The following is a 22,998-nucleotide window of genomic DNA, read 5'->3' as shown; positions in this document are numbered from 1 at the left end:
ATGGACATGCCGCGTTCCGTACGCCCCGACCGGCCGCTTCGCGTCGTCCAGTGGGCCACGGGGACCATCGGCGCGCGATCGCTGCGCGCCGTTGTCGACCATCCGCACATGGTGCTGGCGGGAGTTCACGTCCACTCCCCCGGCAAAGCCGGCCGTGACGCAGGCGAGCTGTGCGGGAGCGGCCCCACGAGCGTCAGGACAACCCACCGTCTCGACGACGTGCTCGGCCTGGGGGCCGACTGCGTGCTGTACATGCCGCGCACGGCCGACCTGGACGAGCTGTGTGCTCTGCTCGCGTCCGGCACGAACGTCGTGACCACGACCGGCGGGTTCCACCACCCGGCGAGCATGGATCCCGCCGTCCGGCGCAGGGTCGAGGCGGCCTGCGAGCGGGGCGGCACCTCCCTCCACGACACCGGCAGCAGCCCCGGCTTCATCACCGAGGCCGTACCCATCGTGCTGGCCTCGGTGCAGCGGCGGCTGGACAACCTGACCATCCACGAGTACGCGGATCTGTCCAGGCGGAACTCGCCGGAGCTGCTGTTCGACAGCATGGGCTTCGGCCGGGAGCCGGCCGCGGCGTTCGGCGAAGACCGCCTGGCGCACATCCGGCGCGGTTTCGGACCGTCGTTGCGTCTGGTGGCCGACGCCCTGGGGCTGCCGCTGGACTCGGTGGAGGCGCGTGGGCGGTTCGCCGCGGCGGCCCACACGACCGGCATCGCCGCCGTGGTCCTGCGCGCCGGGACGGTGGCGGCGCAGCGGATGACACTGACCGGCCTGCGGGGCGGCCGTACGCTGCTGGAGTTCAACGCGACCTGGTACTGCACCGGCGACCTCGACCCGGCCTGGGACCTGCGTCCCACCGGGTGGCATCTGAGGGTCGACGGCGACGCGCCCCTCGACATCGACATGCGCTTCCCGGTGCCGCTGGAGCGGTTGGCCGCGGTCTCCCCCGGCTACACCGCCCACCGGGCCGTCAACGCCGTCCCCGCCGTCTGCGCGGCGGCCCCGGGCATCCGGACCGCGGTGGACCTCCCCCCGTTCACCGCGGTGCTCGGCTGAGCCGGGGCCCCCGCCGGTTCAGCCCTGCTTCAGACGCCGTTTCATCTCGTCGAGACGGGTCAGGATCGGGAAGCCGTCCACACTGAGCGCGTTGCCGTGCCCGGTCTGGTGGATGTCGAAGACGGACTGGAGGGCGGCGTAGAAGCCCTGGACGTCGAGCGTCTGGTTGACCGCCCGCTTGGCCTGGCGCAGGCCGAACGGGGGCATCGCGGCGATCCGGCCGGCCAGTTCGTAGGCGGCGGTGTCGAGTTCGGCCGGCGGCACGACCTTGGTCACCATGCCGGTCTGCTCGGCCTCCCTGGCGGTCAGCGGCCGTCCGGTGAACAGGATCTCCTTGGCCTTGCGCGGGCCCAGCTCCCAGGTGTGGCCGTGATACTCGACGCCCCCGATGCCCATGTGCACGACCGGGTCGGAGAACTCGGCGTTCTCGGCGGCCACGATCAGGTCGCACGGCCAGCACAGCATCAGACCGGCGGCGATGCACTTGCCCTGGACGGCCGCGATGGTCGGCTTGGGAACGTTGCGCCACTTCAGCGCGTACTCCAGATAGCGGCGGGTCTCGGCGTCGTAGATCCACTCCAGGGTGATCTCGCCCGGGCCGGGCCAACGGTCCTTCAGGTCGTGCCCGGCGGAGAAGTGCCGGCCGTTCGCCTTGAGGACGACGACCCGTACGTCCTCATCGCGCGCGGCGCGGGTCCAGGCGGCGTCGAGGTCGTCGAGGAGGGCCATGGTCTGGGCGTTGGCCGCCTCGGGGCGGTTCAGAGTGATCGTGGCGATGCCGTCCTGGGCGTCGTACAGGATCTGGTCCATGACCGGCGTCCTATCGGGGTAGGCCGAGGATGCGCTCGGCGATGATGTTGCGCTGGATCTCGCTGGTGCCGCCGGCGATGGTGCCGGCGAAACTGCGCGCGTACCGCTCGAACCAGCTGGAGATGAAGTGCTCGTGGTGCATGTGGTGGTACGGACCGGTGCGCTTCGGGTGCTCCAGTCCCTCGGCGCCGTGCGCCTCCAACGCGTGCAGGGAGGCGGACTGGACGGCCTCGGAGCCCAGCAGTTTGAGCACCGAGATCTCCGCCGGGTCCCGGTCCGGGCCGAGCCGGCGGTGGCCGAGCAGCCGCAGCGCCGTCAGGTCCATGCGGAGGGTGGCGTACCACTCCTGGCCGGCGCCCGCGTCGGCGGCGTCGCGCAGCAGGTCCTCCAGGCGTTCGGCGTACGACAGCCACAGCAGCGTCCGCTCGTGACCGAGGGAACCGTTCGCCACCCGCCAGCCCTCGCCCAGGGGGCCCACGAGGTTCTCGCGCGGCACCCGGACGTCGGTGAGGAACACCTCGTTGAAGTCCAGGTCGTCCTCGGCCGCGATCGACCCGAAGGGGCGGCGGACGACGCCCTCGGTGCCGGTCGGGATCAGCAGAGCGCTGATCCCCTTGTGCTTGGGCGCGTCCGGGTCGGTGCGGACGAAGGTGAGCAGGACGTCGGCGTCGTGGGCGCCGGAGGTCCAGATCTTCTGCCCGTTGACCACGAACCCGTCCCGGTCCGCCACGGCACGGGTACGCAGGGACGCCAGGTCGGATCCGGCCTCGGGTTCGCTCATGCCGAGCGCGGCGGTGATCTCGGCGCGCAGGATCGGCACGGCCCAGCGGCGCTTCTGCTCCTCGGTGCCGAAGGTGAGCAGGGAGGCGGCGATGATGCCGAGACCCTGCGGGTTGAAGCTGTGGTAGACCCGGCGGCGGGCCAGCTCCTCCAGGTGAGCGAGTTGCTGGGGCAGGCCGGCATCGCGACCGCCGTACTCGGGCGGCTGGCCCGGGAGCAGCCAGCCCGCGTCGAACAGGGTGCGCTGCCAGCGCCGGGCCCATGTGGGGACGTGGGCGCTGGAGCCGGCGCGTTCGCGGGCCTCGGCCTCCTCGGGCAGGTGAGCGTCGAGGAAGGCGGCGAACTGCGCGCGGAACTCCTCCACCTCGGGGTCGTCGGCCAGCTTCATCATGCGAGCAGTGCCTTCCTGTGCACGGACGCGGTGCCGAGGAGCAGGTCGCAGGCCTGTGCGCGTTTGAGGTGGTACTGAAGTTCGTTCTCCCAGGTGAAGCCCATGGCGCCGAAGAGTTGCAGCCCGTGCCGGAAGACCAGGCGCTGGCACTCCCCCGCCGCGGCCTTCGCCATGCGCGCGGCGTCGGTCCGGCGCGGGTCGTCCTCCGCGAGGGTCAGAGCGCCGAAGTGGGTGAGGGCGCGGGCCCGTTCGATGGCCACGTACATGTCGGCCGCCTTGTGCTTGACGGCCTGGAAGGAGCCGAGCGGCCGGCCGAACTGCACCCGCCGCTTCACATGGTCCAGGACGAGGTCGAGAATGCGGCGGCAGGCGCCCACGCAGGTGGCGGCGAGCCCCAGGAGGGCGAGGTCCGGCACTCCGGCGGCGAGTTCGCCGGCGCGGACGTGGGCGGCGTGCAGGTGCGGATCGAGCACGGGGACCCGTTCGGCCGCGAGTTCTGCGCCCGGGACGACGGTGACGCCGCGGCGGGTGAGCAGAGCGACCTCGTCGGCCCGGTCGGCGTCCAGGACGTAGCGCCCGATGCCGTCGAACACGGCGGTGCCGCTGCCCTCGGGGAGCCGGCCCGCGAGCGGCACGAACCAGGTGGCGGTGGCCAGGAACGGGGTCGGGTCGGCGGCGTAGCCCAACTCCTCCAGGATGAGCGCGAGTTCCAGCGGGGGCGCCTCCAGCCAACCAAGCCGAAGATACGTCTCCCACTGCTGTGCCTCGGGCCGGCCCCGCACCTTGGCGACCGTCTCGCGCACCGAGCGCCGCAGCAACTGCTGCTCCTCGTCGAGTTCGAACTCCACGCCCGGCCCCCTCCGCCGTACCGGTGGCTGCACACCGGGCGTGGGCCCGGATCAGAAGCGAGAATACCATTCTCTGGATGAGCGAGTAAGACTCTTGCTTTTGGCGGAGCGCGATTCGGTAGGGAGTGGGGCTCCTCTTCCCGCCTGCGTGGAGTACCGTTCTTCCATGAGTGCCGTCCCCGCAGAATCCGTCGAGACCCCCGAGCCCGCCTGGCGGCAGCGCGCCGTCGAGCGCTCCACCCGGGCGGCGAAGCTGCGCGCCGAGCAGCGCGTGCAGCGATTTCTCGACGCCGCCCAGGAGCTCATCGCCGACAAGGGCACCACCGACTTCACCGTGCAGGAGGTCGTGGAGCGTTCCCGCCAGTCGCTGCGCAGCTTCTACCAGCACTTCGACGGCAAGCACGAGCTCCTTCTCGCCCTGTTCGAGGACGCGCTGTCGAAGTCCGCCGCCGCCATACGGGAACAGGTCACCGCGGGGCGGGATCCGCTGGAGCGTCTGAAGATCGCGGTCGAGTGGCTCTACGACGCCTCCAAGCCCCGCGAGGGCCGGCAGTCCCCGCTCTTCACCGACTTCGCCGTCCAGTTGCTGGTCACTCACCCGGACCAGGTGGCGAGCGCCCACGTGCCGCTGGTCGACTTCTTCACCGAGATGGTGGAAGAGGCCGTCGGAACCGGTCAGGCCGTGGCCCCGAAGCCCCGGCGCACCGCCTCCCTGATCATGCAGACGGCGATGTTCACGGCCCAGGCCCCCTCGGCCCGGGTGGGCGCCCACCCCTCGCCGATCACGGTGGAGGAGGTGTGGGCCTTCTGCCTCGGCGGCATCAGTGGCGGCCCGGCGCCCGACGGCGCTCCGGCGACTGCGCCGGCGGCGAAGAAAACCGCCTCAAGGGCCGGCACGAAGAAGACGGCGTCCGCCAAGAAGTCCGCCTCGGCCGCGACCGCCGCCGCGAAGACGGGCGCGGCAGCCGGTCCGCGCAGGCGCGGGTGACGGTGCGCTGCTCAGCGTGACGACCGGGGGCGGGAGTCACCCTGCCCCCGGCCCTTTCCTTCAGGGAGCTCCCGTGCCTCGGAGCCGCACGGCCGTCAGGCCGTGTCCGAGGTTCAGGCGCCCGGGGACTCGACCGGCGCCACCTCCACCCCGCCCGCGGCCCTCCCCAGCAGCGTCAGTGTCACCTCGCCCGGTCCCGCCGGTGTCGTCCCGTCGGACAGCACCGCCAGAGCCAGCGTGTTGTGGCCCCGGGTACGCAGGATGCCGTTGGGGACGACGAACGTGTGCTGCGGGCCCGCGTCGTTGATGTACTGGCCCATGTTCCAGCCGTTGACGTAGAGCTGGACGCGGTAGGCGCGGGTGGCGTCGTCGGCGAACGTGACGCCGATCGAGGCGTCGGTGTCGTGGTCGATGCCGAGCCGGAACGTGGTCCGGTACCAGTCGACGCCCTGCCGGCGCCGGGCGAGCGGGAAGACCACCTCCGCCCAGTCCCCCGCTGCGGGCCCCGGCAGATGCCAGCCGTGCCGTTCCCCGTACAGGCCGCCGGTGTTGAGCGGCCCGCGTACCGGATCGCTCCCGGCCTCGCCCTGGAGGCGCCAGGTCACGGCGGGAGTGACGCCGGTGAACGTCACGGCGGTCAGGCCGCGGGCGGCCTTGTGGGTGTCCGCGGCCCAGCCGTCCTGATCGTGCTGCATGCGCCGCACCAGGACGGAGAGGACGTGGCCGCCCGCCGTCCGCAGATCCGGCGGCACGCTGAAGCCGGCCTCGGCCGTCCAGGTGCCCCGCCCCGACTCGGACGCGGTGGGCACGGGCATCCGGTGCGTGCCGAGCGGGCGCCCGTCCAGCCAGGCCATCAGCAGGCCCTGGGTCCCGGTGCTGTAGGCGAGTTTCACGGACTCGGCCTCGCGCGCGTCGTCGAAGGAACCGCGATACCAGACGTCGCCGTAGTGGAAGCCGTAGTCGTCGGCGAACAGGACCGGCCGGCCGGCCGGCACGGGAGTCGTCGAGTACGAGGACGTCTTGTCGGCGACGGCCCACCCGGAGTCGTCGAAGCCGGGCTGCGCTTCAGGGTTTTCGACCCGGTGACGCCAGCCGGTCAGGGCCGGCAGGACGACGTCGGCGGCGCCGGGCAGGGAGCGCTTCGCGGCGAGGCTGCCGGAGGCGGTGGCGTGGACACGCACCGTCTCGCCGTTCCAGGTCAGCTTCTGCACCCCGCGCGGCGCCCACACCTCCAGGTCGGCGTCCTCGACGGTGTCGCCGGTCAGATGCGCGCTCGTCCCCTTCAGCCGGGCCGTGCGCAGCAGTGCCGGACCGCGCACCAGGACCGGGCCCGACGGAGTGTCGTGGCGCCACAGCGTCGCGGAGGTGTCGTCGTCGGCGAACAGCACGAGGTAGGAGTCACCGATCGACACCCGTGTGAGCCCGTCGAGCCGGGCCCGGAGCGTCAGTCGTCCGTCCGCACAGGTGAAGCTCGCCGACCCGCCGAGCACGGTGACCTCCGGCTCGCTGTCGTACGCGAAGGCGACCTCGGCCGGCTCCCCGGCCCGCCCCGCGAACACGGCGACACCCCGGCGCCCGGCGCTGACCGCCAGCATCGGCTGGACCGTCGAGTACGCCAGCTTCCGCCCGGCGAGGGTGATGCCCGCGGCGATCATTTTGGCGTCATGGGCGCCCACGGTGACGTCGGGCGTCACCGTCGTACCGTCCGCGAGCGTCAGCGGCACACCCGGACTCACCCGCTCCCCGGAGTCGTTGCGCAGCACGTACACGTGTGCCCCGGTGTCCGGATTGGTCAGGTGGTAGGCCTTCAGCCCGGCCGCCGTGACGTCCGCCGCACGGTCCAGCTCGGCCAGGTCGGGCACGCTGTGGAGCAGCTGGCCGATCTGGTGCATCGGAATCATCTTCGGGGTGACGTTGCGGGCCTCGTCGATCGCGGCCCCGTAGTCGTACGACGTGTAGACGATGGGCGCGGGCAGCCAGCCCCACGAGGTACCGCCGTAGATCATGTAGATGTTGTGGATCTTGATGCCGTTGGCGAGGTTGGTGAGGCAGAAGCGCCGCAGGTACGCCGCGTCCCGGGTGCGCCGCACCTCCTCGTACCCCTTGCCGGAGAACGGGGCGCCGCCCCAGGGGTCGAACCAGCCGCCCCCGAACTCGGCGATGAAGCCCGGAGTGCCAGGGCTCGCGGTCGAGCCGCCCTGCGAGCCGCCCACGCCGAAATAGCCCCAGTCGGGCGCGGGTTCGGCCGGATTCGGATAGCCGTCGAAGGCGTACAGCCAGCGGCCCGACTCGCCCCCGGTGTCGAACGAGCCGGGGACCCAGCGTCCGTTGCGGTCGAAGTCGTTGTGGAACAGCGGCACGTCGATGCCGTCGGCGCGGACCTTGGCGTAGAGGTGGGCCATGTAGGCGCTGCCGGTGGCGGTTCCGGCGAGGGCCGCGTACTCGTTCTCCAACTGGTACAGGACGACGGTGCCCGCGCCACGGGTGTACTGATGGCGGGCCACGATCTCGTTCACGGCCGTCAGGTACTCGTCCGCGTACGACAGATACGTGGGGTCGTCGGTGCGGGCCCGGCCCTTCGTGACCGCCAGCCAGCCCGGGAAGCCGCCCCCGTCGGTCTCGGAGTTGATGTACGGCCCCGGGCGCACGATGACGTACAGGCCCTCCTCGGCGGCCATGCGCAGGAACAGGTCGAGGTCGCGTACGCCGGTGAAGTCGTACCGGCCGGGCGCCGGCGAATGGCAGTTCCAGGCGACGTAGATGCCGACGGTGTTGAGACCGTGGGCGCGCAGTTTCTGGAGCACGTCGCGCCACAGCGAGGGGCTCGGCAGCCGGAAGGGGTGTATCTCGCCGGACCACAGGACGACCCGACGGCCGTCGATCAGTACCGAGTACTTGTCAAAAGCGACCGTGTGCGCGGCCCCGTCCGCCGACGGCGGGGACGTGTCCGGTGCGTCGGCCGCGGCGCTGGGGCCGGCAGCCGCGGGCACGGCCAGGCCGGCGGCGGCGAGGGTGGCGAATGTGCGCCTGGTCAGCTCCAACTGGACCTCCATGGCGGCTCGTTGCAATGATCTTTCGATATGTCGGACAACGTTCGCATACGCGGACCCGAACCTAGATCCCCTTCCGAGGGCGGTCAACGGGCCGGCGAAGGGCCACGCCTGGACTCTTGACCCTGATTTCGGTCTGACCTTTAGTATGTTTTGCATATCCGTCGTCGGCAGAGGGGTTCCCCGCCGTGGATTTCGAGCTGACCGAGGACCAGGAGACGATCCGCAAGGCCGTGGCCGGTCTCCTGCGCGACTTCGACGACCGGTACTGGATGGAGAAGGACCGGGACCACGCGTTCCCCGAGGAGTTCTACGCCGCCGTCGCCGAGGGCGGCTGGCTCGGCATCACGATCCCGGAGGAGCACGGCGGCCACGGGCTCGGCATCACTGAAGCGACGCTGCTGCTGGAGGAGGTCGCGCGCTCCGGCGGGGGCATGAACGCCGCCAGCGCGATCCACATGTCGATCTTCGGCATGCATCCGGTGGTCGTACACGGCTCCGACGAGCTCAAGCGCCGCACCCTGCCGCGCATCGCCCGCGGCGACCTGCACGTGTGCTTCGGGGTGACGGAGCCGGGCGCCGGCCTCGACACGACGAACATCACGACGTACGCCCGCCGGGACGGTGACCACTACGTCGTCAGCGGACGCAAGGTGTGGATCTCCAAGGCGCTGGAGTCGGAGAAGATCCTTCTGCTGACGCGCACGGCCAGGCGTGACGAGGTGGAGAAGCCGACCGACGGGATGACGCTGTTCCTGACCGATCTGGACCGCGACCGGGTCGACATCCGCCCGATCCCGAAGATGGGCCGCAACGCCGTCTCCTCGAACGAGGTGTTCATCGACGACCTGCGGGTGCCCGCCCGGGACCGGGTCGGCGAGGAGGGCCAGGGGTTCCGCTACCTCCTCGACGGCCTCAACCCGGAACGGATGCTGATCGCCGCCGAGGCTCTCGGCATCGGCAGGGTGGCCCTGGACCGGGCCGTGCGCTACGGACGCGAGCGGGAGGTGTTCGGCCGCCCCATCGGCATGAACCAGGGCATCCAGTTCCCGCTGGCCGACGCCCTCGCCCACCTCGACGCGGCAGAGCTCGTGCTGCGCAAGGCGACCTGGCTGTACGACCGGGGCCGGCCGTGCGGACGGGAGGCCAACACCGCCAAGTACCTGTGCGCGGACGCCGGGTTCACGGCCGCCGACCGGGCGCTTCAAACGCACGGCGGCATGGGCTACTCCGAGGAGTATCCGGTGGCGCGATTCTTCCGTGAGGCCCGGCTGACGCGGATCGCGCCGGTCAGCCAGGAGATGGTCCTGAACTATCTGGGGTCCCACACGCTGGGGCTCCCGAGGAGCTACTGAGGAGCTGGGATGGCCGAAGGAACGGGACTGTTCGATCTGACAGGGCGTTCGGCGCTGGTGACCGGCGCCGGCGGCGGCATCGGTTCGGCTGTGGCCGAGGCGCTGGCACGGGCCGGGGCCGCGGTGCTCGTCACCGACGTGGACGGGGCGGCGGCAGCGGCCGTGGCCGGGAAGCTGACCGCGGAGGGCCTGCGCACCGAGGGGGCCGCTCTGGACGTGGTGGACCGGGAGGCGGCCGACGCCGCCGTGTCCCGGGCCGCCGCGCTCACCGGCGGGACGCTGCACATCCTCGTCAACAACGCGGGAGTCACCGCGCCCGCGATGTTCGAGAAGCTCCACGAGGAGTCGTTCCGGCGGCTCCTCGACATCCATGTGCTGGGCGCGTTCCACTGCACCCAGGCCGCGCTGCCGTTCCTGCCGGCGGACGGGACCGGGCGGGTCATCAACGTCACGTCGTCGGCCGGCCTGACCGGCACCCTGGGCCAGGTGAACTACTCGGCGGCCAAGGCGGGCATCATCGGACTCACCAAATCACTCGCCCGTGAGCTGGCCCGGAAGAACATCCTGGTCAACGCGCTCGCACCACTGGCGGCGACGCCGATGACCGAGACCATCCGCACCGACCCGAAGTTCGCGGAGCGGATGCTCGCCCGGATCCCGCTGGGCCGCTGGGCGGAGCCGGCGGAGGTCGCGGGCGCGTTCGTCTTCCTCGCCTCCGACGCGGCCTCCTTCATCACCGGGCAGGTGCTGCCGGTGGACGGCGGACTGGTCATCTGACGGACCGCGGGGTGCGGTGTTGAATGGTCCGGCCGAAACGATGCACGACGAGAGGCCTGAACCCGTGCCCAGCGCTCACCCCACGCCCCCCACCCCGCGCTTCGACACACTCACCGTCCCCAAGGCCTCGGACGTGCTGGCGTCCGAGGTGCGTGAGCGCATCCTGTCCGGGGAGCTCGCGGAGGGCACACCCCTGCCGCCGGAGCGACAACTGGTGGAGCAGACGGGACTGAGCCGGGCGACCGTGCGGGAGGCGTTGCGCATCCTGGAGGTCGAGCGGCTGGTGGAGATCCGGCCGGGCCGCGGAGGCGGGGCCTTCGTGCACCGGCCGGGCCGCGAATCCCTGGCGAACACCGTGCAGTTGGTCATCCGAGGCCAGCAGATCCGGCTGGAGGCCCTGCACGAGACGCGTGAGGCGATCGAGCCGGCCTGCGCCGCGCTCGCGGCCGGCCGGCGCACGGAGCGGGATCTGGCCGATCTGGACGCCGCCCATGCCGAGCTGGTCGGCACCGGTGACGACATCCGCCGTTTCCTGCGGGCCAACGTCCGCTGGCACAACGCGGTGGCGAGGGCGGGCGGCAACGAACTGCTCATCGGGTTCCTCGGCGCGCTCTCGGAGTCGATCTACGCCGCCACGAACCTGGAAGGCTTCATGGACACCCGTATCCGCGAGGTCACCGCCCAGGCACACGCGAAGATCACCGAGGCCATCCGGTCGCGTGACGCGGCGGCGGCCCGGCGGCGGATGAGCCGCCATGTGTGCGGGTTCGCACGGGCCGCGGCCGAGGTGGACGGCCGGGAACGCGTCGAACTGACCGAGCCCGAAGGCTGATCCGCCCCCGGATTCGAGAATGATATTCTCAATTTAGCGCAACACCATTGACACCTTCGGCCTGACCTTTAATAACATCGGCGACATGACCGACGCGAGCCCCGTCCTGACCGTGGCCGACGACGGAGACGTCCGCATCGTCACGCTGAACCGCCCCGACCGCCTCAACGGTGTCTCGGCGGAGCTCCACCTCAGGCTGTCCCAGGTGTGGCGGGAACTCGCCGAGGACCCCGGAGCGCGGGCCGTCGTCCTCACCGGGGCGGGCCGGGCGTTCAGCGCGGGCGGCGACTTCGACCACCTGCTCCGCCACCACGACGACCCGCAGCTGCGGGAGCGGTCCATCCGGCTCGACCGGACCATCCAGACGGACATGATCCGCTTCCCGCTGCCCGTCGTCGCGGCCGTCAACGGCCCCGCGGTGGGCCTGGGCTGCTCTCTCGCGCTGGGGTGCGACCTCGTGCTCATGGCCGAGGACGCCTACCTCGCGGACCCGCACATCTCGGTGGGCCTGGTGGCGGGTGACGGCGGAGTGACCCTCTGGCCGCTGCTGACGAGCCTGCTGCGCGTGAAGGAGTACCTGTTCACCGGGGACCGCGTCCCGGCCGCCACCGCCGTCGAACTCGGCCTGGCCAACCGGACCGTCCCGGGCCCCGCTCTCATGGGCGAGGCCCTGGCACTGGCCCACCGGCTCGCCGCGCAGCCCCCGGAGGCGCTGCGCGCCACGAAGGCGGCGCTCGCGGCGGTGGTCGAGCAGGTCTCGCGGGGCGGCATGGAGGCGGCGCTGCTGGCCGAGCGCTCCACCATGACCAGCCCCGACCACATCCGCATCGTGGGCGACCTCGCCGCCCGGGCGAGCCGCCGTCCCAGCGCCGCCGAGGAGGTCTGAGCGTGGAACGCGACGAGTTCACACTGGTTCGCGACATGCTGCGGGCGTTCGCGACCCGCTTCCGCACCGGCTCGGCCGACGACGTCAAGGCCCAGGCCCGCGCGGACGCGCAGCGGGCCCTGGACGAGCTCGGCCTGACCGGGCTCCGCCGCACCTCCCCGCCCGCCGCCACCGTGCAGGAGTGCGCCCTGCTCGCCGAGGAGCACGGCCGGCAGCCCCTGACCACGTCCCTGCTCGGCACGGCGCTGCTCGCCCCGGAGCTGCTGCGTCTCCTCGACGACGGCGAGCGGGCCGGGCCCGTCCACGGCGACCGCCCCACCATCGCCCTCGCCGGCGACCTGCGCTTCCCGGCCCCCGATGCGGCCGGTCTCCTCGCCTGGGACTGCGACGGCGCGGACACGGCGCTCTTCGTGCATGCCGACGGCCGCGTGAGCGAGCACGAGCTGGGGACCCCGGCACCGACCGCGGACCTGCTGCGCGGTGTGCGGCGGGCCTCGGCCGAGGGCCGGCCCGTCGGCCGGCTCACCCCGGGCGCCCACCGGAGCTGGCAGGCGTACGCCCTGGTCGTGGCCGCGAGCGAACTCGTGGGGGCGGCCCGTTCGTTCGTCGGACAGAGCGTGGACTACGCCCGCGAACGCCGCCAGTACGGACAGCCGATCGGCTCCTTCCAGGCCGTGCGGCACCAGCTCGCCGACGCCACCGTCCTCGTCGAGGCCTGCACCAGCGCCACCCGCTACGCCGCCTGGTGCCTGGACAGCGAACCGCCGGACCGTGCGCTGACCGCGGCCCGCGTGGCCAAGGCGGAGGTCAACTCCTCGGCCGTGGAAGCCGTGTACGCCGGGATGCAGGTGTTCGGCGGGATCGCCCAGACCTGGGAGCACGTGGCCCACCTGTACCTGCGCCGGATCCTCGTCGGAGCGACCGCGCTCGCGACCACGGACGACCTGCTGACCGCCTTGGCCGCACCGGAGGCGACGCGATGACGGACACTCCCCTGGACTTCGGCGACCCCGAGGACCTGGAACGCCTGCGCCACGACTTCCGCGCCTGGCTGACCGGCCACCCGCTGCCCGAACGGCCCGCCGACGAGCCGCTCCCCGTGTTCCTGCACCGCTGGCACCGCCGGCTGTACTCCGGCGGCTGGGTCGGCCTCGACGTCCCGGAGCAGTACGGCGGCCGGGGTCTGACCGCGCTGCACCAGGTCACGGTCAGCGACGAACTGGGGGCGCGGGGCGCGCCCGGTGTCCCCCGCATCGGCTATCTCGCTCACGCCCTGCTGGAGTTCGGCTCGGAGGAGCAGCGCCGCCGTCTGCTGCCGCGCATGATCTCCGGCGACGACGTGTGGTGCCAGGGCTTCAGCGAGCCCGGCGCCGGCTCGGACCTGGCCGGCCTGAGCACCTTCGCCGAGCGCCGCCCCGAGGGCCACTACATCGTCAACGGCCAGAAACTCTGGACGAGTTACGCCCAGTACTCCGGCCTCTGCCTGCTCCTGGCCCGCACCGACCGCACCGCACCCGCCCACACCTCCATCTCGGCCTTCGTCCTGCCTCTGGACCGCCCTGGCGTGACCGTCCGCCCTCTGCGCGCGGCCAACGGCGACGACGAGTTCTGCGAGCTGTTCCTCGACGACGTACGCCTGGAGGAGACCGAGCGGATCGGCGCCGAGGGTGACGGCTGGCCGCTGGCGATGACGACGGTGGCGTACGAGCGCAACGCCCTGGACACCGGTCACTTGTCGACGTACGGGCTGCTGACCGAACGGCTCCGTCAGGCCGCGCACGAGCGCCGCGGCTCGCTCCCGGACGGGCTGCTGTCGGACATCGGCCGCTGTGTCGTCGACTACCGGGTCCTCGTCGCCCATGCCCGGCGCCGCACCGCCGAACGGCTCGCCGGGCGGCCGGCGGGGCCCGAGTCGTCCGTGGACAAGCTGCTCATGACGCGCGCCGAACAGCGCCTGTACGAGACGGCGTTGAAGGTCTTCCCCGAGGAGCTGTACGGGGAGGGCGGCGAAGTCCTGGGCGACTACTTCTATTCGCGGGCCGCGTCCGTGTACGGCGGCACGTCCCAGATCCAGCGGAACATCATCGCCAAGCGGCTGCTGCGCCTGCCCGCCGAGCACCGTGCCTGAACGGAGCCCCCGTCATGCGACACGACCTGGAATTCCTCAGCATTCCGAACGTGGTGAGAGTCGCCGCCCAGCGGTTCGGCGACGCCCCGGCCCTCGTCGACGGCGAAGTGCGCCTCACCTTCCGGGAGTTGGAGGCCCGGATGATCCACGCGGTGCGTTCGGCGCTGGCGCTCGGCATCGGGCCGGGTGACCGAGTCGGCCTGTGCGCACCGAACTCGGCGGAGTGGATCGTGGCGGCCCTCGGCATCCAGGGCGCGGGAGGTGTCGTCGTACCGCTCAACACCCGTTTCAAGACGGCCGAGCTCTCCTACATCCTGCGGAAGTCCGGCGCGAAGGCGCTGTTCGCCGCCGCGTCGTTCCTCGGCACCGACTACATCGCCGAGCTGAGACGAACCGACCCCGGACTGCCCGCGCTGCGCACCGCGGTGCCGATGCCGGGCGGAGCGGAGGGCCTGTACCGGAGTCAGTTCCTCGCGCATGGCGAGAAGTGCCCCGCGGCGGCGGCCCACGAGTCCATCGACCGGCTCACCCCGGATCATGTCTCCGACGTGATGTTCACCTCCGGCACCACCGGCCACCCCAAGGGCGTGATCCTCACTCACGGGCAGACACTGCGGGCGTACGGCTGGATGTCCACGGAGTACACGTTCGACGCCTCCGACAGGTTCCTGGTCGTCCCGCCCTTCTTCCACTGCTTCGGATACAAGGCGGGCTGGCTCGCCGCGCTGATGCACGGGGTGACCGTGATCCCCATGGCCGTCTTCGACGCGGGGCGCGCCCTGGAGATCATCCACGCGGAGCGGGTGAGTATCCTCCTCGGCCCGCCGACCATCTTCCACGACCTGCTCAGCCATCCGCGGCGGACCTCGTACGACCTGTCGTCCCTGCGGGTGTCGATGACGGGCGGCACGACCATCCCCGAGTCGCTGATCCGGGCGATGAAGAAGGACCTGTCCTTCGACATCGTGCTGAGCGCCTACGGGCTCACGGAGTCGACGGCGCTGGTCACCACGACCAGGGTCGGGGACACCGAGGAGACCGTGGCCCGCACCGCCGGGCGTCCGATCCCGGACGTCGAGGTCCGGGTCGCGGACGGCACCGGGAAGGAAGTGCCGGCGGGCGAGGCGGGGGAGGTTCTGGTCCGCGGCTACAACGTCACGCGCGGCTACTGGGACGACCCCGCAGCCACCGCCGGGACGATCGACCGCGACGGCTGGCTGCACACCGGCGACATCGGCCGCCTGGACCCGGACGGCAACCTGGCGATCGTCGACCGGAAGAAGGAGATGTTCATCGTCGGCGGCTTCAACGCCTACCCGGCCGAGATCGAGAAACTGCTCCTCGGCCACGAGTCGATAGCGCAGGCGGCGGTGATCGGGGTTCCGGACGAGCGGCTAGGCGAGGTCGGCTGCGCCTTCGTCGTGCCGAGGCCGGGCGCGGACGTCACGGAACAGGAAGTGATCGTGTGGGCCCGGGGCCGCATGGCCAACTTCAAGGTCCCCCGCCGGGTGCGCTTCGTGGACCACCTGCCGCGCAATGCCGGCCAGAAGGTGCTCAAGCACGAACTGCGCGCCCGGTACGAGGGCTGAGCCGGTGACGAATAGCGGCCCCCTCGCGGGGATCACGGTGGTGGCACTGGAGCAGGCCGTCTCGGCCCCCATGTGCACGCGCACGCTCGGTGACTTCGGTGCCCGGGTGATCAAGGTGGAGAACCCGGCGGGCGGTGACTTCGCCCGGCACTACGACGACGTCGTCGGCGGCCTCGCGGCGCACTTCGTCTGGGCCAACCGGGGCAAGGAGTCGGTGGCCCTGGACCTGAAGTCGGACGCCGGACAGGCGGTCCTGCACCGGCTGCTGGAGCGCTCCGACGTCCTCGTCTCCAACCTCACCCCCGGTACCACGGCCAAGCTGGGCCTGGCCCCCGCCGACCTGAAGGTGAGCCACCCGGACCTGATCGCCGTGGAGATCGACGGGTACGGCCCCGGCGGGCCCCTCTCCCACAAGCGCGCCTACGACCTGCTGGTCCAGGCGGAGTCGGGGGCTTGCTCGGTCACGGGCCGGCCCGGCTCCCCGGCCAAGCCGGGGCCACCGGTGGCGGACGTGTGCAGCGGACTGTACGCGGCGCTCTCGGTGCTGGCACTGCTGTACGCCGGACGGCCGGGGCAGGTCGCGGTGAGCCTGCTCGACACCATGACCGAGCTGATGGGCTATCCGCTGACCTACACCCGGCACTCGGGGGTGGAGCAGCAGCCGCTCGGCATGAGTTCACCCGCCGTGTCCCCCTACGGCGCCTACCGCACGGCCGACGGGCAGACGGTCGTGCTCGGCACCACGAACGACCGTGAATGGCAGCGGCTGGCCAGAGAGCTGATCGGCCGAGCCGACCTGGCGGACGACGAACGGTTCCACACGAACGCCGGACGTGTGGAGCACCGCGAGGTCCTCGACGACGCGATCGGCGCCTGGTGCGCGCGGTACGACCTGGGTCACGTCCAGGAGCGGGCCGACGCGGCCGGGATCGGCAACGCCCGCTACAACACGGTCACCGAGGTCCTCGGCCATCCCCATCTGGCCGCCCGCGACCGCTGGCGGAAGGTCGGCACGCCGTCGGGTCCGGTGCCCGCGTTGCTGCCACCGCCCGTGATCGCCGGGTTCGACCCGCCGATGGGCGCGGTCCCCGGGCTCGGCGAGCACACGGACGCCCTGCTGGCCGAACTCGGCTACACACAGCCGGAGATCGCCGCACTGCGGACACGGGGGGCGATCCGATGAGCGTGCTGTTGACGAGCGACACCGGCGGAGTGCGGACCCTGACCCTCAACCGGCCGCACCGCAGGAACGCCATCGACGCCGAGCTGTGGGAAGCCCTCCGGGAAGCCCTCGCGGCAGCGGGCGGCGACCGGTCCGTCCGGGCGCTCGTCCTGACCGGGGCGGGCGGCGCGTTCTGTTCCGGCGCGGACATTCCCGAGCGGGTCAGCAGCGCCCATCCCCTGTACCGGATGCGGCCCCTGACCGAGGTGACGCTGCTGCTGCACGAACTGCCCGTGCCCACGGTCGCCAAAGTGACCGGGGCAGCGGTGGGGGCCGGCTGGAACCTGGCACTCGGCTGCGATCTGGTGGTCGCCACGCCCCAGGCACGCTTCGCGCAGATCTTCGCCCGGCGCGGACTGTCCCCGGACTGCGGTGGCACCTGGCTGCTGCCGAGACTGGTCGGACTTCAGCAGGCCAAACGGCTCGCGCTGCTCGCGGAGACGATCGACGCGGCGGAGGCCCAGGCCATGGGCCTGGTGACCTGGGTGACGGACGCCGACACGGTGGACGCCTTCGTCGACGATGTCACCGGCCGACTGGCGGCGGGCCCTCCGGTGGCCCTCGCCCAGACCAAGGCGCTGCTCAACGAGGGCGCCGACCGGACCCTGCGGGACGCGCTGACGAACGAGGCACGGGCGCAGGCGGTGAACTTCGCGGGCGCGGACGTCCGGGAGGCGTACGCCGCGTTCGCCGCGCGCCGCGAACCACTCTTCACGGGCCGCTGGGCCGTACCGAGCCGACCGGAGGACGACACGTGACACGGGAAGCGGTGATCGCCGCGGCGGTCCGCACCGCGGTGGGAAAGCGCAACGGCGGGCTGGCCGGTATCCACCCGGCCGACCTGTCCGGCACGGTGCTGAACGCGCTCGTCGAACGGGCCGGAGTGGATCCGGAGACCGTCGACGACGTGATCTGGGGCTGTGTCTCCCAGGTCGGCGACCAGTCGAGCAACATCGGCCGCTACGCGGTACTGGCCGCGGGCTGGCCCGAGAGCATCCCCGGGACGACGGTCAACCGGGCCTGCGGATCGAGCCAGCAGGCGCTGGAGTTCGCCGTGCAGGCGGTGCTGTCCGGGCAGCAGGACGTGGTCGTGGCGGGCGGGGTGGAGGCCATGAGCCGGGTCCCACTGGGCTCGGCCCGGGCGGGCGGAACGCCGTACGGGCCTCAAGTCCTGGGCCGGTACCAGGACTTCTCCTTCAACCAGGGCATCTCGGCGGAGAGGATCGCACAGAAGTGGGGCTTCACCCGGGCCCGGCTCGACGCGTACGCGGCGCTCTCGCATGAGCGGGCCGCCGCCGCGCAGGACTGTGGGGCCTTCGAGGAGCAGATCGTGCCGGTGGTGGAGGTGAGGGCCGACGAGGGCGTTCGCCGAGGCACCAGTGTGGAGACGCTCGCGAGGCTCAAGCCTTCCTTCCTGGAGGACGACGGCGTGATCCACGCCGGCAACTCCTCCCAGATCTCCGACGGCGCGGCGGCGCTGTTGGTCACCACCCCGGACAGGGCAGGGGAGTTGGGACTGACCCCGATGGTGCGCTTCCGGGCGGGTGCGGTGGTCGGCTCGGACCCGGTGCTGATGCTCACCGGGCCGATACCGGCCACCGAGAAGGTGCTGCGCAAGGCCGGGGTGGCGCTGTCGGAGGTCGGTGTCTTCGAGGTGAACGAGGCTTTCGCGCCCGTCCCGCTCGCCTGGCTCGCCGAGACCGGTGCCGACCCGGAGCTGGTCAACCCGCTCGGCGGCGCCATCGCTCTCGGCCATCCGCTCGGCGCCTCGGGAGCCGTCCTGATGACCCGCATGATCCACCACATGCGCGACCACGGCATCCGCTACGGCCTCCAGACCATGTGCGAGGGCGGCGGCACCGCCAACGCCACGCTCATCGAACTCGCCGACTGACGACGGGGGTTGTTGTCGTGCGCCGTGACGTCTTCACCGCCGACCACGAGGCGTTCCGGAAGGTTGTCCGGGACGTCGTGACCAGAGAGGTGGTTCCGCACTACGCCGAGTGGGAGAAGGCCGGACGGCTGCCCCGGTCGTTCTTCGAGCGACTCGGCTCGCTCGGGCTGCTGGGCATGGCCGTCCCGGAGGAGTACGGCGGGGGCGGGCAGCCCGACTACCGCTACAACGTCGTCCTCCAGGAGGAGGCGGCCCACGCCCTGGTCACGCTGGGTACGGTCCGCACCCAACTCGACGTCGTCCTGCCGTACTTCCTCACCTACGCGAACGAGGAGCAGCGCCGGCGGTGGTTTCCCGGACTGGCCTCCGGCCGGCTGCTGACCGCGATCGCGATGACCGAGCCCGGCACCGGCTCCGACCTCGCGGGGATACGGACGACCGCCGTGCACGACGGCGACCACTACGTGGTGAGCGGGTCCAAGACCTTCATCACCGGGGGGCTCCTCGCCGACCTGGTGATCGTGGTGGCGCGCACGTCGGCCGACCCGGACGACCGCCGGGCGGGGCTCACACTGCTGGTCGTGGAGGACGGCATGCCGGGCTTCACGCGCGGCCGGGTACTGGACAAGCTGGGCATCAGGGTGCAGGACACCGTCGAGCTGGCCTTCGACGAGGTCCGGGTGCCTGTCGCCAACCGGCTCGGCGAGGAGGGCAGGGCCTTCGCGTATCTGGGGCACAACCTCCCTCAGGAGCGGATGACCGTCGCAGTCGGCTCGGTCGCGCAGGCCCGCGCCGCGCTCGACACGACGATCGCGTACGTCAAGGAACGCAAGGTCTTCGGGTCGCCGGTCGCGTCCTTCCAGAACACCAAGTTCGAACTCGCCGCCGTCGACGCGGAGATCGAGGCGGCGCAGGCCGTGCTCGACCGGGCCGTGCGGGAACTGGTCGACGGGCGGCTGTCCGGCGCGGACGCCGCGAAGGTCAAGCTGTTCTGCACCGAGACGCAGGCCCGCGCCGTCGACCGGTGTCTTCAACTCTTCGGCGGTTACGGCTACATGCTGGAGTACCCGATCGCCCGGCTGTACGCGGACGCCCGCATCACACGTATCTACGCCGGGACGAGCGAGGTCATGAAGGTCATCATCGCCAAGTCCCTGGGGTTGTGAGAGACATGTCCATGGAGGACTTCACCCGTCGGCCGGGCGCGGCCTTCGTCGCGGGCGGTACCGGCGGCATCGGCGCCGCGATCGTCCGGACGCTCGCCGAACGCGGCAGCGACGTCACCTTCACCTACCGCAGCAGCCATGCGGCGGCGGACGACCTCGTCCGGGAGGTCAAGGGCCATGGCCGCCGGGGGACCGCGCTGCGGCTCGACCTCACCGACGAGGCCGAGACGGCACAGGCCGTTCGCGGATGCGGCGCCCTGCACACCCTGGTCTACGCGGCCGGACCGCATGTGCCCATGACCCACCTGAGCACGGTCACGCCAAGCCGGTACCGCGCCCAACTGGAGGCCGACGCGGTGGCGTTCTTCAACCTCGTCCACCCGGCGCTGCCGCTGCTGCGGGAGAGCAGCGGCAGCGTCGTCGCCGTCACCACCGTCGCCACGCGCCGCTATCCGGTGCGCGACGGGCTCTCCTCCGGCGTCAAGGGGGCCGTGGAGGCGGTGGCCCGTGCCCTGGCGGCCGAGGAGGGCCGCTACGGCGTCCGCGTCAACTGCGTCGCCCCGGGGATGCTCACGGACGGCATCGCGGGCCGGCTGATCGACACGGGCGAACTCGACGAGGAGGCCCTGGCCGTCGCCCGCCGCAACATCCCCCTGCGCCGCTTCGGACGGGCCCAGGACATCGCGGAGGCGGTCGCGTTCCTCGCCTCGGACCGGGCCGGGTTCATCACCGGACAGGCGCTGGGCGTGGACGGCGGGTACAGCGTCTGAAGCAGCGGGGCAAGGGCGCCGCCGGCATGTCGTCCACCCGCGCTGTCACGCCACGCAGCGCCTGACGCAGGACTCCAGGCAACTCACGGACCGGGTGGGACCCTCCTGGATCTCGTCGTCGCCGTGGACACAGCGGTGGCGGGCGTCTCGTCCACCGCGCTCCTTCGTCGTCCGGCGCGGGTCAGGTGATCGGCCGGCCCTGTACGTAGGCGGCGCGTACGGTGTCGGCGGTCAGCGCGTCGAGCGCCTCCCGCAGGGGCACGTGGAGCAGGCACAGGTCGGCCGGCGAGCCGACCGTCACCGTCCGTGGGCGTTCCGGCCGGTGCGGGCTGCCCAGGAACAGTCCCAGTGCCGCGCGCGGGGTGAGACGCTCTGCCGCGTCGCGTGCGACGGCGGCCCGCATGACGGCCCAGGGGTCGTTCGTGCCGTACGGCGCGTCGGTGCCGGCGGCGACCGGGACGCCCGCTTCGGTGAGGCTCCGGCAGCGGTAGAGGTGGGGCCGGTCGTCGGGATGCACCTCGGTGGCGTAGGCCTGCGCCCGCTCGATCGGGAAGTGGGGCTGCGTCACCACGGTCACGCCGAGCCGGCGAAGGCGTGGGAGGGCCTCGGCCGGGATCACGGACCCGTGCTCGATCCGGTCTCCCCCGATCGGGCCGGCCTCCTCCAGGGCGAGGAGCGTGACGAGCAACTGCACGCGGGTGACGCAGTGCACGGCGACCGGCCGGGGCCGGATCGCGGCCACCGTGGCGGCCAGATCGTCGGGGGTGGGCAGGGTCGGGTCGTCGAGCACGAGTTTCACCGGCGGGTCGACGCCCATGACGACGAGCCGCTGGGGCAGGACGGACAGCGTCCGTGCGAGACCCTCGGCGGGGTGTGGGTCGGCGTTGGTGAACCCGGTGACGCCGAGGGCCGCGGCGCGGCGCCCGACGCCGGCCAGGTCGAGCGGCACGGGCGGGAGGAGAGCGCGCAGACGGCCGTCCGCACGCCACAGGCGTCCATCGGCGCTCTCCAGACCGGCCGCCCGCAGCGCGGCGCTGTTCAGGAACCACAGGGCGCCGCTCCGGTGCTGCACCCGGACCGGTCGGTCGGGGGCAAGGGCGTCCAGCGTCCACCGGTCCAGTTCCCCCGCGACGCTCTCGTGGTAGCCGACGGCCCGGATCCACTCCCCCGGCGCCCCGGCCCGCAAGGACCTGGCGAGTTCGTCGCGTCCGCGCACCTGGGCGGGCCCCACCCGCACCGAGGCAGCCTCGGCCGCCAGCGCCATGAGATGGACGTGGTGGTCGTGGAGTCCGGGCAGCAGCGCCGCGCCGCGCCCTTCGACCTGAGCGTCCCCGGACAGCCGGCGTCCGATCCCGGCGACCCGGCCGCCCTCGACACGGACGTCGACCCGCCCGCGTCCCTCGACCTCGACGTCTCCGATCAGCACGTCGCCGCCGGCGTCTCGGCCTGTGCCACGGCGCAGGCCGCCATGGACACGCACAGCATTTCTCCGCCGCCCCGGTGCAGGGAACGGGCGACGGCCCGGGCGGCGTACAGGCCGGTGACCGGATCGGCGAGCGCGTCGCCGAGGAACACCGGGTCGCCGTGCCGGTCGCGGCCCGTGAGGCCGCCGGCGATGGCCGCGTCGTCGCCGAAGGCGATCCGGTCGTCGTCGCGGCCGTACCCGGTGATGCTCACCCACACTCGGCCGGGGCGGGCGGCGAGGAACTCCTCCGCGTGCACGCCGAGCCGCCGCAGCGCCCGCGGCCGGGACGCCTCCACGACCACGTCGGCGTCCGCGAGCGCCTCGGCCAGCGCGCCGGAGACGAAGTCCAGTACCAGGCTCTCGTGCCCGGCGTGCAGGCTGCGGTAGAACTCCGGGTGTCCGAAGCGGGCCCCGTCCGGCCGGGTGCTGCTCTCCACCTTCACGACCCGGGCACCGGCCAGCCCCAGCAGACGTGCGCACAGGGGGCCCGCCCAGAGCGCGGACAGGTCGACGACCTTCAGGCCCGTGAGGTCTCGCGGGCGGGGCTGCCCGTGCCGTTCGGCGCGCACCGGCGCGCGGTCGCCGCGCTCGGATCCGAGTGCCGCGGCGGCCATGTCCAGCAGTTGAGCGGATCGCACCAGTTCGGCCGCGCCGGTCCGGCGCGCGGCGGCCCGCAGCCCGGCACGGGGTGCGCCGAGGAGGGCGAGGAGGGCCGGGAGGGCGGCATGGTCGTCGGGGCGCGCCAGATTGACCGCGGCCCAGCCGTCGGCGGTGGCGAGGAGTTGGCAGGAGCCGCCTGCCGAAACCCTGGCGGGGAGGCGGTATCCGGCGAGCTCGGCCCGTTCGAAGAGCACACCGGCGAGGTCGACGGGTACGCCGGTCAGGGTGGTGAAGTCGTCGGCGACGGCGGTCAGGGGCCCGAGTCTGCCCTCCACGGTTGCCATCCAGCGGGCGAGAGTGACATTCTTCATCACGCAAACACCCT

At 72.2% G+C, this 22,998-nt stretch carries 20 protein-coding genes; 14 read left to right on the top strand and 6 right to left on the bottom strand.

Annotated features, from left to right (window positions below; genetic code table 11):
- Nucleotides 1-6 precede the first annotated feature (6 nt).
- Complete coding sequence (locus tag PV682_RS12465) at nt 7-1,062, top strand: NAD(P)H-dependent amine dehydrogenase family protein (RefSeq protein ID WP_319728340.1); 1,056 nt, start codon at nt 7-9, stop codon at nt 1,060-1,062.
- 18 nt (nt 1,063-1,080) lie between these two features.
- Here the strand turns inward: PV682_RS12465 and PV682_RS12460 are convergent, their stop codons facing one another.
- Genes PV682_RS12460 through PV682_RS12450 form a run of 3 tightly spaced genes read right to left on the bottom strand, consistent with a single transcriptional unit; the run spans nt 1,081 to nt 3,891 of the window.
- Entirely contained in the window at nt 1,081-1,872 is a 792-nt protein-coding gene (locus tag PV682_RS12460; protein WP_319728330.1) for an enoyl-CoA hydratase, read from the bottom strand.
- A gap of 10 nt (nt 1,873-1,882) precedes the next feature.
- Nucleotides 1,883-3,043 carry an acyl-CoA dehydrogenase family protein gene (locus PV682_RS12455; protein WP_319728321.1) on the bottom strand — a complete coding sequence of 387 codons (1,161 nt, stop codon included), beginning with the start codon at nt 3,041-3,043 and terminating at the stop codon, nt 1,883-1,885.
- On the bottom strand, nt 3,040-3,891 hold the full coding sequence (locus PV682_RS12450) for an acyl-CoA dehydrogenase family protein (protein ID WP_319728310.1): 852 nt from the start codon (nt 3,889-3,891) through the stop codon (nt 3,040-3,042). The genes PV682_RS12455 and PV682_RS12450 overlap by 4 nt, the downstream gene beginning before the upstream one ends.
- A 166-nt stretch (nt 3,892-4,057) precedes the next feature.
- On the opposite strand from PV682_RS12450, the gene PV682_RS12445 reads away from it, so the two are divergent.
- Nucleotides 4,058-4,879, top strand: coding sequence for a TetR/AcrR family transcriptional regulator (locus PV682_RS12445; RefSeq protein WP_319728285.1), 822 nt, complete (start codon nt 4,058-4,060; stop codon nt 4,877-4,879).
- Between the two features lie 113 nt (nt 4,880-4,992).
- Here the strand turns inward: PV682_RS12445 and PV682_RS12440 are convergent, their stop codons facing one another.
- On the bottom strand, nt 4,993-7,920 hold the full coding sequence (locus PV682_RS12440; protein ID WP_407705658.1) for a glycoside hydrolase family 35 protein: 2,928 nt from the start codon (nt 7,918-7,920) through the stop codon (nt 4,993-4,995).
- Between the two features lie 197 nt (nt 7,921-8,117).
- On the opposite strand from PV682_RS12440, the gene PV682_RS12435 reads away from it, so the two are divergent.
- The 12 genes from PV682_RS12435 to PV682_RS12380 all read left to right on the top strand — a co-directional run bounded on the left by PV682_RS12435 (nt 8,118) and on the right by PV682_RS12380 (nt 20,548).
- A complete protein-coding gene (locus PV682_RS12435; RefSeq protein WP_319728264.1) occupies nt 8,118-9,284 on the top strand; it encodes an acyl-CoA dehydrogenase family protein in 1,167 nt (388 codons plus the stop codon).
- A gap of 9 nt (nt 9,285-9,293) precedes the next feature.
- Nucleotides 9,294-10,061 carry an SDR family NAD(P)-dependent oxidoreductase gene (locus PV682_RS12430; RefSeq protein WP_319728258.1) on the top strand — a complete coding sequence of 256 codons (768 nt, stop codon included), beginning with the start codon at nt 9,294-9,296 and terminating at the stop codon, nt 10,059-10,061.
- Between the two features lie 64 nt (nt 10,062-10,125).
- The gene (locus PV682_RS12425) at nt 10,126-10,893 is read left to right on the top strand and encodes a FadR/GntR family transcriptional regulator (protein WP_319728253.1); all 768 of its coding nucleotides are present in this window, start codon (nt 10,126-10,128) and stop codon (nt 10,891-10,893) included.
- 85 nt (nt 10,894-10,978) lie between these two features.
- Nucleotides 10,979-11,779, top strand: a complete 801-nt coding sequence (locus PV682_RS12420) for an enoyl-CoA hydratase/isomerase family protein (RefSeq protein ID WP_319728245.1) — start codon at nt 10,979-10,981, stop codon at nt 11,777-11,779.
- A 2-nt stretch (nt 11,780-11,781) separates the two neighbouring features.
- Complete coding sequence (locus PV682_RS12415) at nt 11,782-12,762, top strand: acyl-CoA dehydrogenase family protein (protein WP_319728236.1); 981 nt, start codon at nt 11,782-11,784, stop codon at nt 12,760-12,762.
- Nucleotides 12,759-13,907 (top strand): acyl-CoA dehydrogenase family protein, encoded by a 1,149-nt coding sequence (locus tag PV682_RS12410; protein WP_319728223.1) that lies wholly within the window; start codon nt 12,759-12,761, stop codon nt 13,905-13,907. The genes PV682_RS12415 and PV682_RS12410 overlap by 4 nt, the downstream gene beginning before the upstream one ends.
- Before the next feature lie 14 nt (nt 13,908-13,921).
- Nucleotides 13,922-15,496: a FadD3 family acyl-CoA ligase gene (locus PV682_RS12405; RefSeq protein ID WP_319728213.1), complete on the top strand. Its 1,575-nt coding sequence runs from the start codon at nt 13,922-13,924 to the stop codon at nt 15,494-15,496.
- Between the two features lie 4 nt (nt 15,497-15,500).
- Nucleotides 15,501-16,679: a CaiB/BaiF CoA transferase family protein gene (locus PV682_RS12400; RefSeq protein ID WP_407705652.1), complete on the top strand. Its 1,179-nt coding sequence runs from the start codon at nt 15,501-15,503 to the stop codon at nt 16,677-16,679.
- Nucleotides 16,676-17,476, top strand: a complete 801-nt coding sequence (locus tag PV682_RS12395) for an enoyl-CoA hydratase/isomerase family protein (RefSeq protein ID WP_319728203.1) — start codon at nt 16,676-16,678, stop codon at nt 17,474-17,476. The genes PV682_RS12400 and PV682_RS12395 overlap by 4 nt, the downstream gene beginning before the upstream one ends.
- Entirely contained in the window at nt 17,473-18,612 is a 1,140-nt protein-coding gene (locus PV682_RS12390; protein WP_319728198.1) for a thiolase family protein, read from the top strand. The genes PV682_RS12395 and PV682_RS12390 overlap by 4 nt, the downstream gene beginning before the upstream one ends.
- Nucleotides 18,613-18,629: 17 nt before the next feature.
- Nucleotides 18,630-19,778: an acyl-CoA dehydrogenase family protein gene (locus PV682_RS12385; RefSeq protein ID WP_319728188.1), complete on the top strand. Its 1,149-nt coding sequence runs from the start codon at nt 18,630-18,632 to the stop codon at nt 19,776-19,778.
- An 11-nt stretch (nt 19,779-19,789) separates the two neighbouring features.
- Nucleotides 19,790-20,548: an SDR family NAD(P)-dependent oxidoreductase gene (locus PV682_RS12380; RefSeq protein WP_319728928.1), complete on the top strand. Its 759-nt coding sequence runs from the start codon at nt 19,790-19,792 to the stop codon at nt 20,546-20,548.
- 181 nt (nt 20,549-20,729) lie between these two features.
- Here the strand turns inward: PV682_RS12380 and PV682_RS12375 are convergent, their stop codons facing one another.
- Both PV682_RS12375 and PV682_RS12370 read right to left on the bottom strand, forming a co-directional pair.
- Nucleotides 20,730-21,974, bottom strand: a complete 1,245-nt coding sequence (locus tag PV682_RS12375; RefSeq protein ID WP_319728167.1) for an amidohydrolase family protein — start codon at nt 21,972-21,974, stop codon at nt 20,730-20,732.
- Nucleotides 21,968-22,984: a CoA transferase gene (locus tag PV682_RS12370; RefSeq protein WP_319728158.1), complete on the bottom strand. Its 1,017-nt coding sequence runs from the start codon at nt 22,982-22,984 to the stop codon at nt 21,968-21,970. The genes PV682_RS12375 and PV682_RS12370 overlap by 7 nt, the downstream gene beginning before the upstream one ends.
- Nucleotides 22,985-22,998: the final 14 nt, after the last annotated feature.

The sequence above is a fragment of the Streptomyces niveiscabiei genome (assembly GCF_033794345.1).
In the GTDB taxonomy this organism is placed as follows: domain Bacteria; phylum Actinomycetota; class Actinomycetes; order Streptomycetales; family Streptomycetaceae; genus Streptomyces; species Streptomyces niveiscabiei.
The sequence above is the reverse complement of the archived record's forward strand: the minus strand, read 5'-3'. Positions and strand labels throughout refer to the sequence as shown.

Bases quoted from the DNA above. Each gene is read 5' to 3' on its own strand.
- PV682_RS12465 (WP_319728340.1), top strand. From the start codon at position 7: ATGCCGCGTTCCGTACGCCCCGACCGGCCGCTTCGCGTCGTCCAGTGG.
- PV682_RS12460 (WP_319728330.1), bottom strand. From the start codon at position 1,872: ATGGACCAGATCCTGTACGACGCCCAGGACGGCATCGCCACGATCACT.
- PV682_RS12455 (WP_319728321.1), bottom strand. From the start codon at position 3,043: ATGATGAAGCTGGCCGACGACCCCGAGGTGGAGGAGTTCCGCGCGCAG.
- PV682_RS12445 (WP_319728285.1), top strand. From the start codon at position 4,058: ATGAGTGCCGTCCCCGCAGAATCCGTCGAGACCCCCGAGCCCGCCTGG.
- PV682_RS12430 (WP_319728258.1), top strand. From the start codon at position 9,294: ATGGCCGAAGGAACGGGACTGTTCGATCTGACAGGGCGTTCGGCGCTG.
- PV682_RS12420 (WP_319728245.1), top strand. From the start codon at position 10,979: ATGACCGACGCGAGCCCCGTCCTGACCGTGGCCGACGACGGAGACGTC.
- PV682_RS12410 (WP_319728223.1), top strand. From the start codon at position 12,759: ATGACGGACACTCCCCTGGACTTCGGCGACCCCGAGGACCTGGAACGC.
- PV682_RS12405 (WP_319728213.1), top strand. From the start codon at position 13,922: ATGCGACACGACCTGGAATTCCTCAGCATTCCGAACGTGGTGAGAGTC.
- PV682_RS12395 (WP_319728203.1), top strand. From the start codon at position 16,676: ATGAGCGTGCTGTTGACGAGCGACACCGGCGGAGTGCGGACCCTGACC.
- PV682_RS12380 (WP_319728928.1), top strand. From the start codon at position 19,790: ATGGAGGACTTCACCCGTCGGCCGGGCGCGGCCTTCGTCGCGGGCGGT.
- PV682_RS12370 (WP_319728158.1), bottom strand. From the start codon at position 22,984: ATGAAGAATGTCACTCTCGCCCGCTGGATGGCAACCGTGGAGGGCAGA.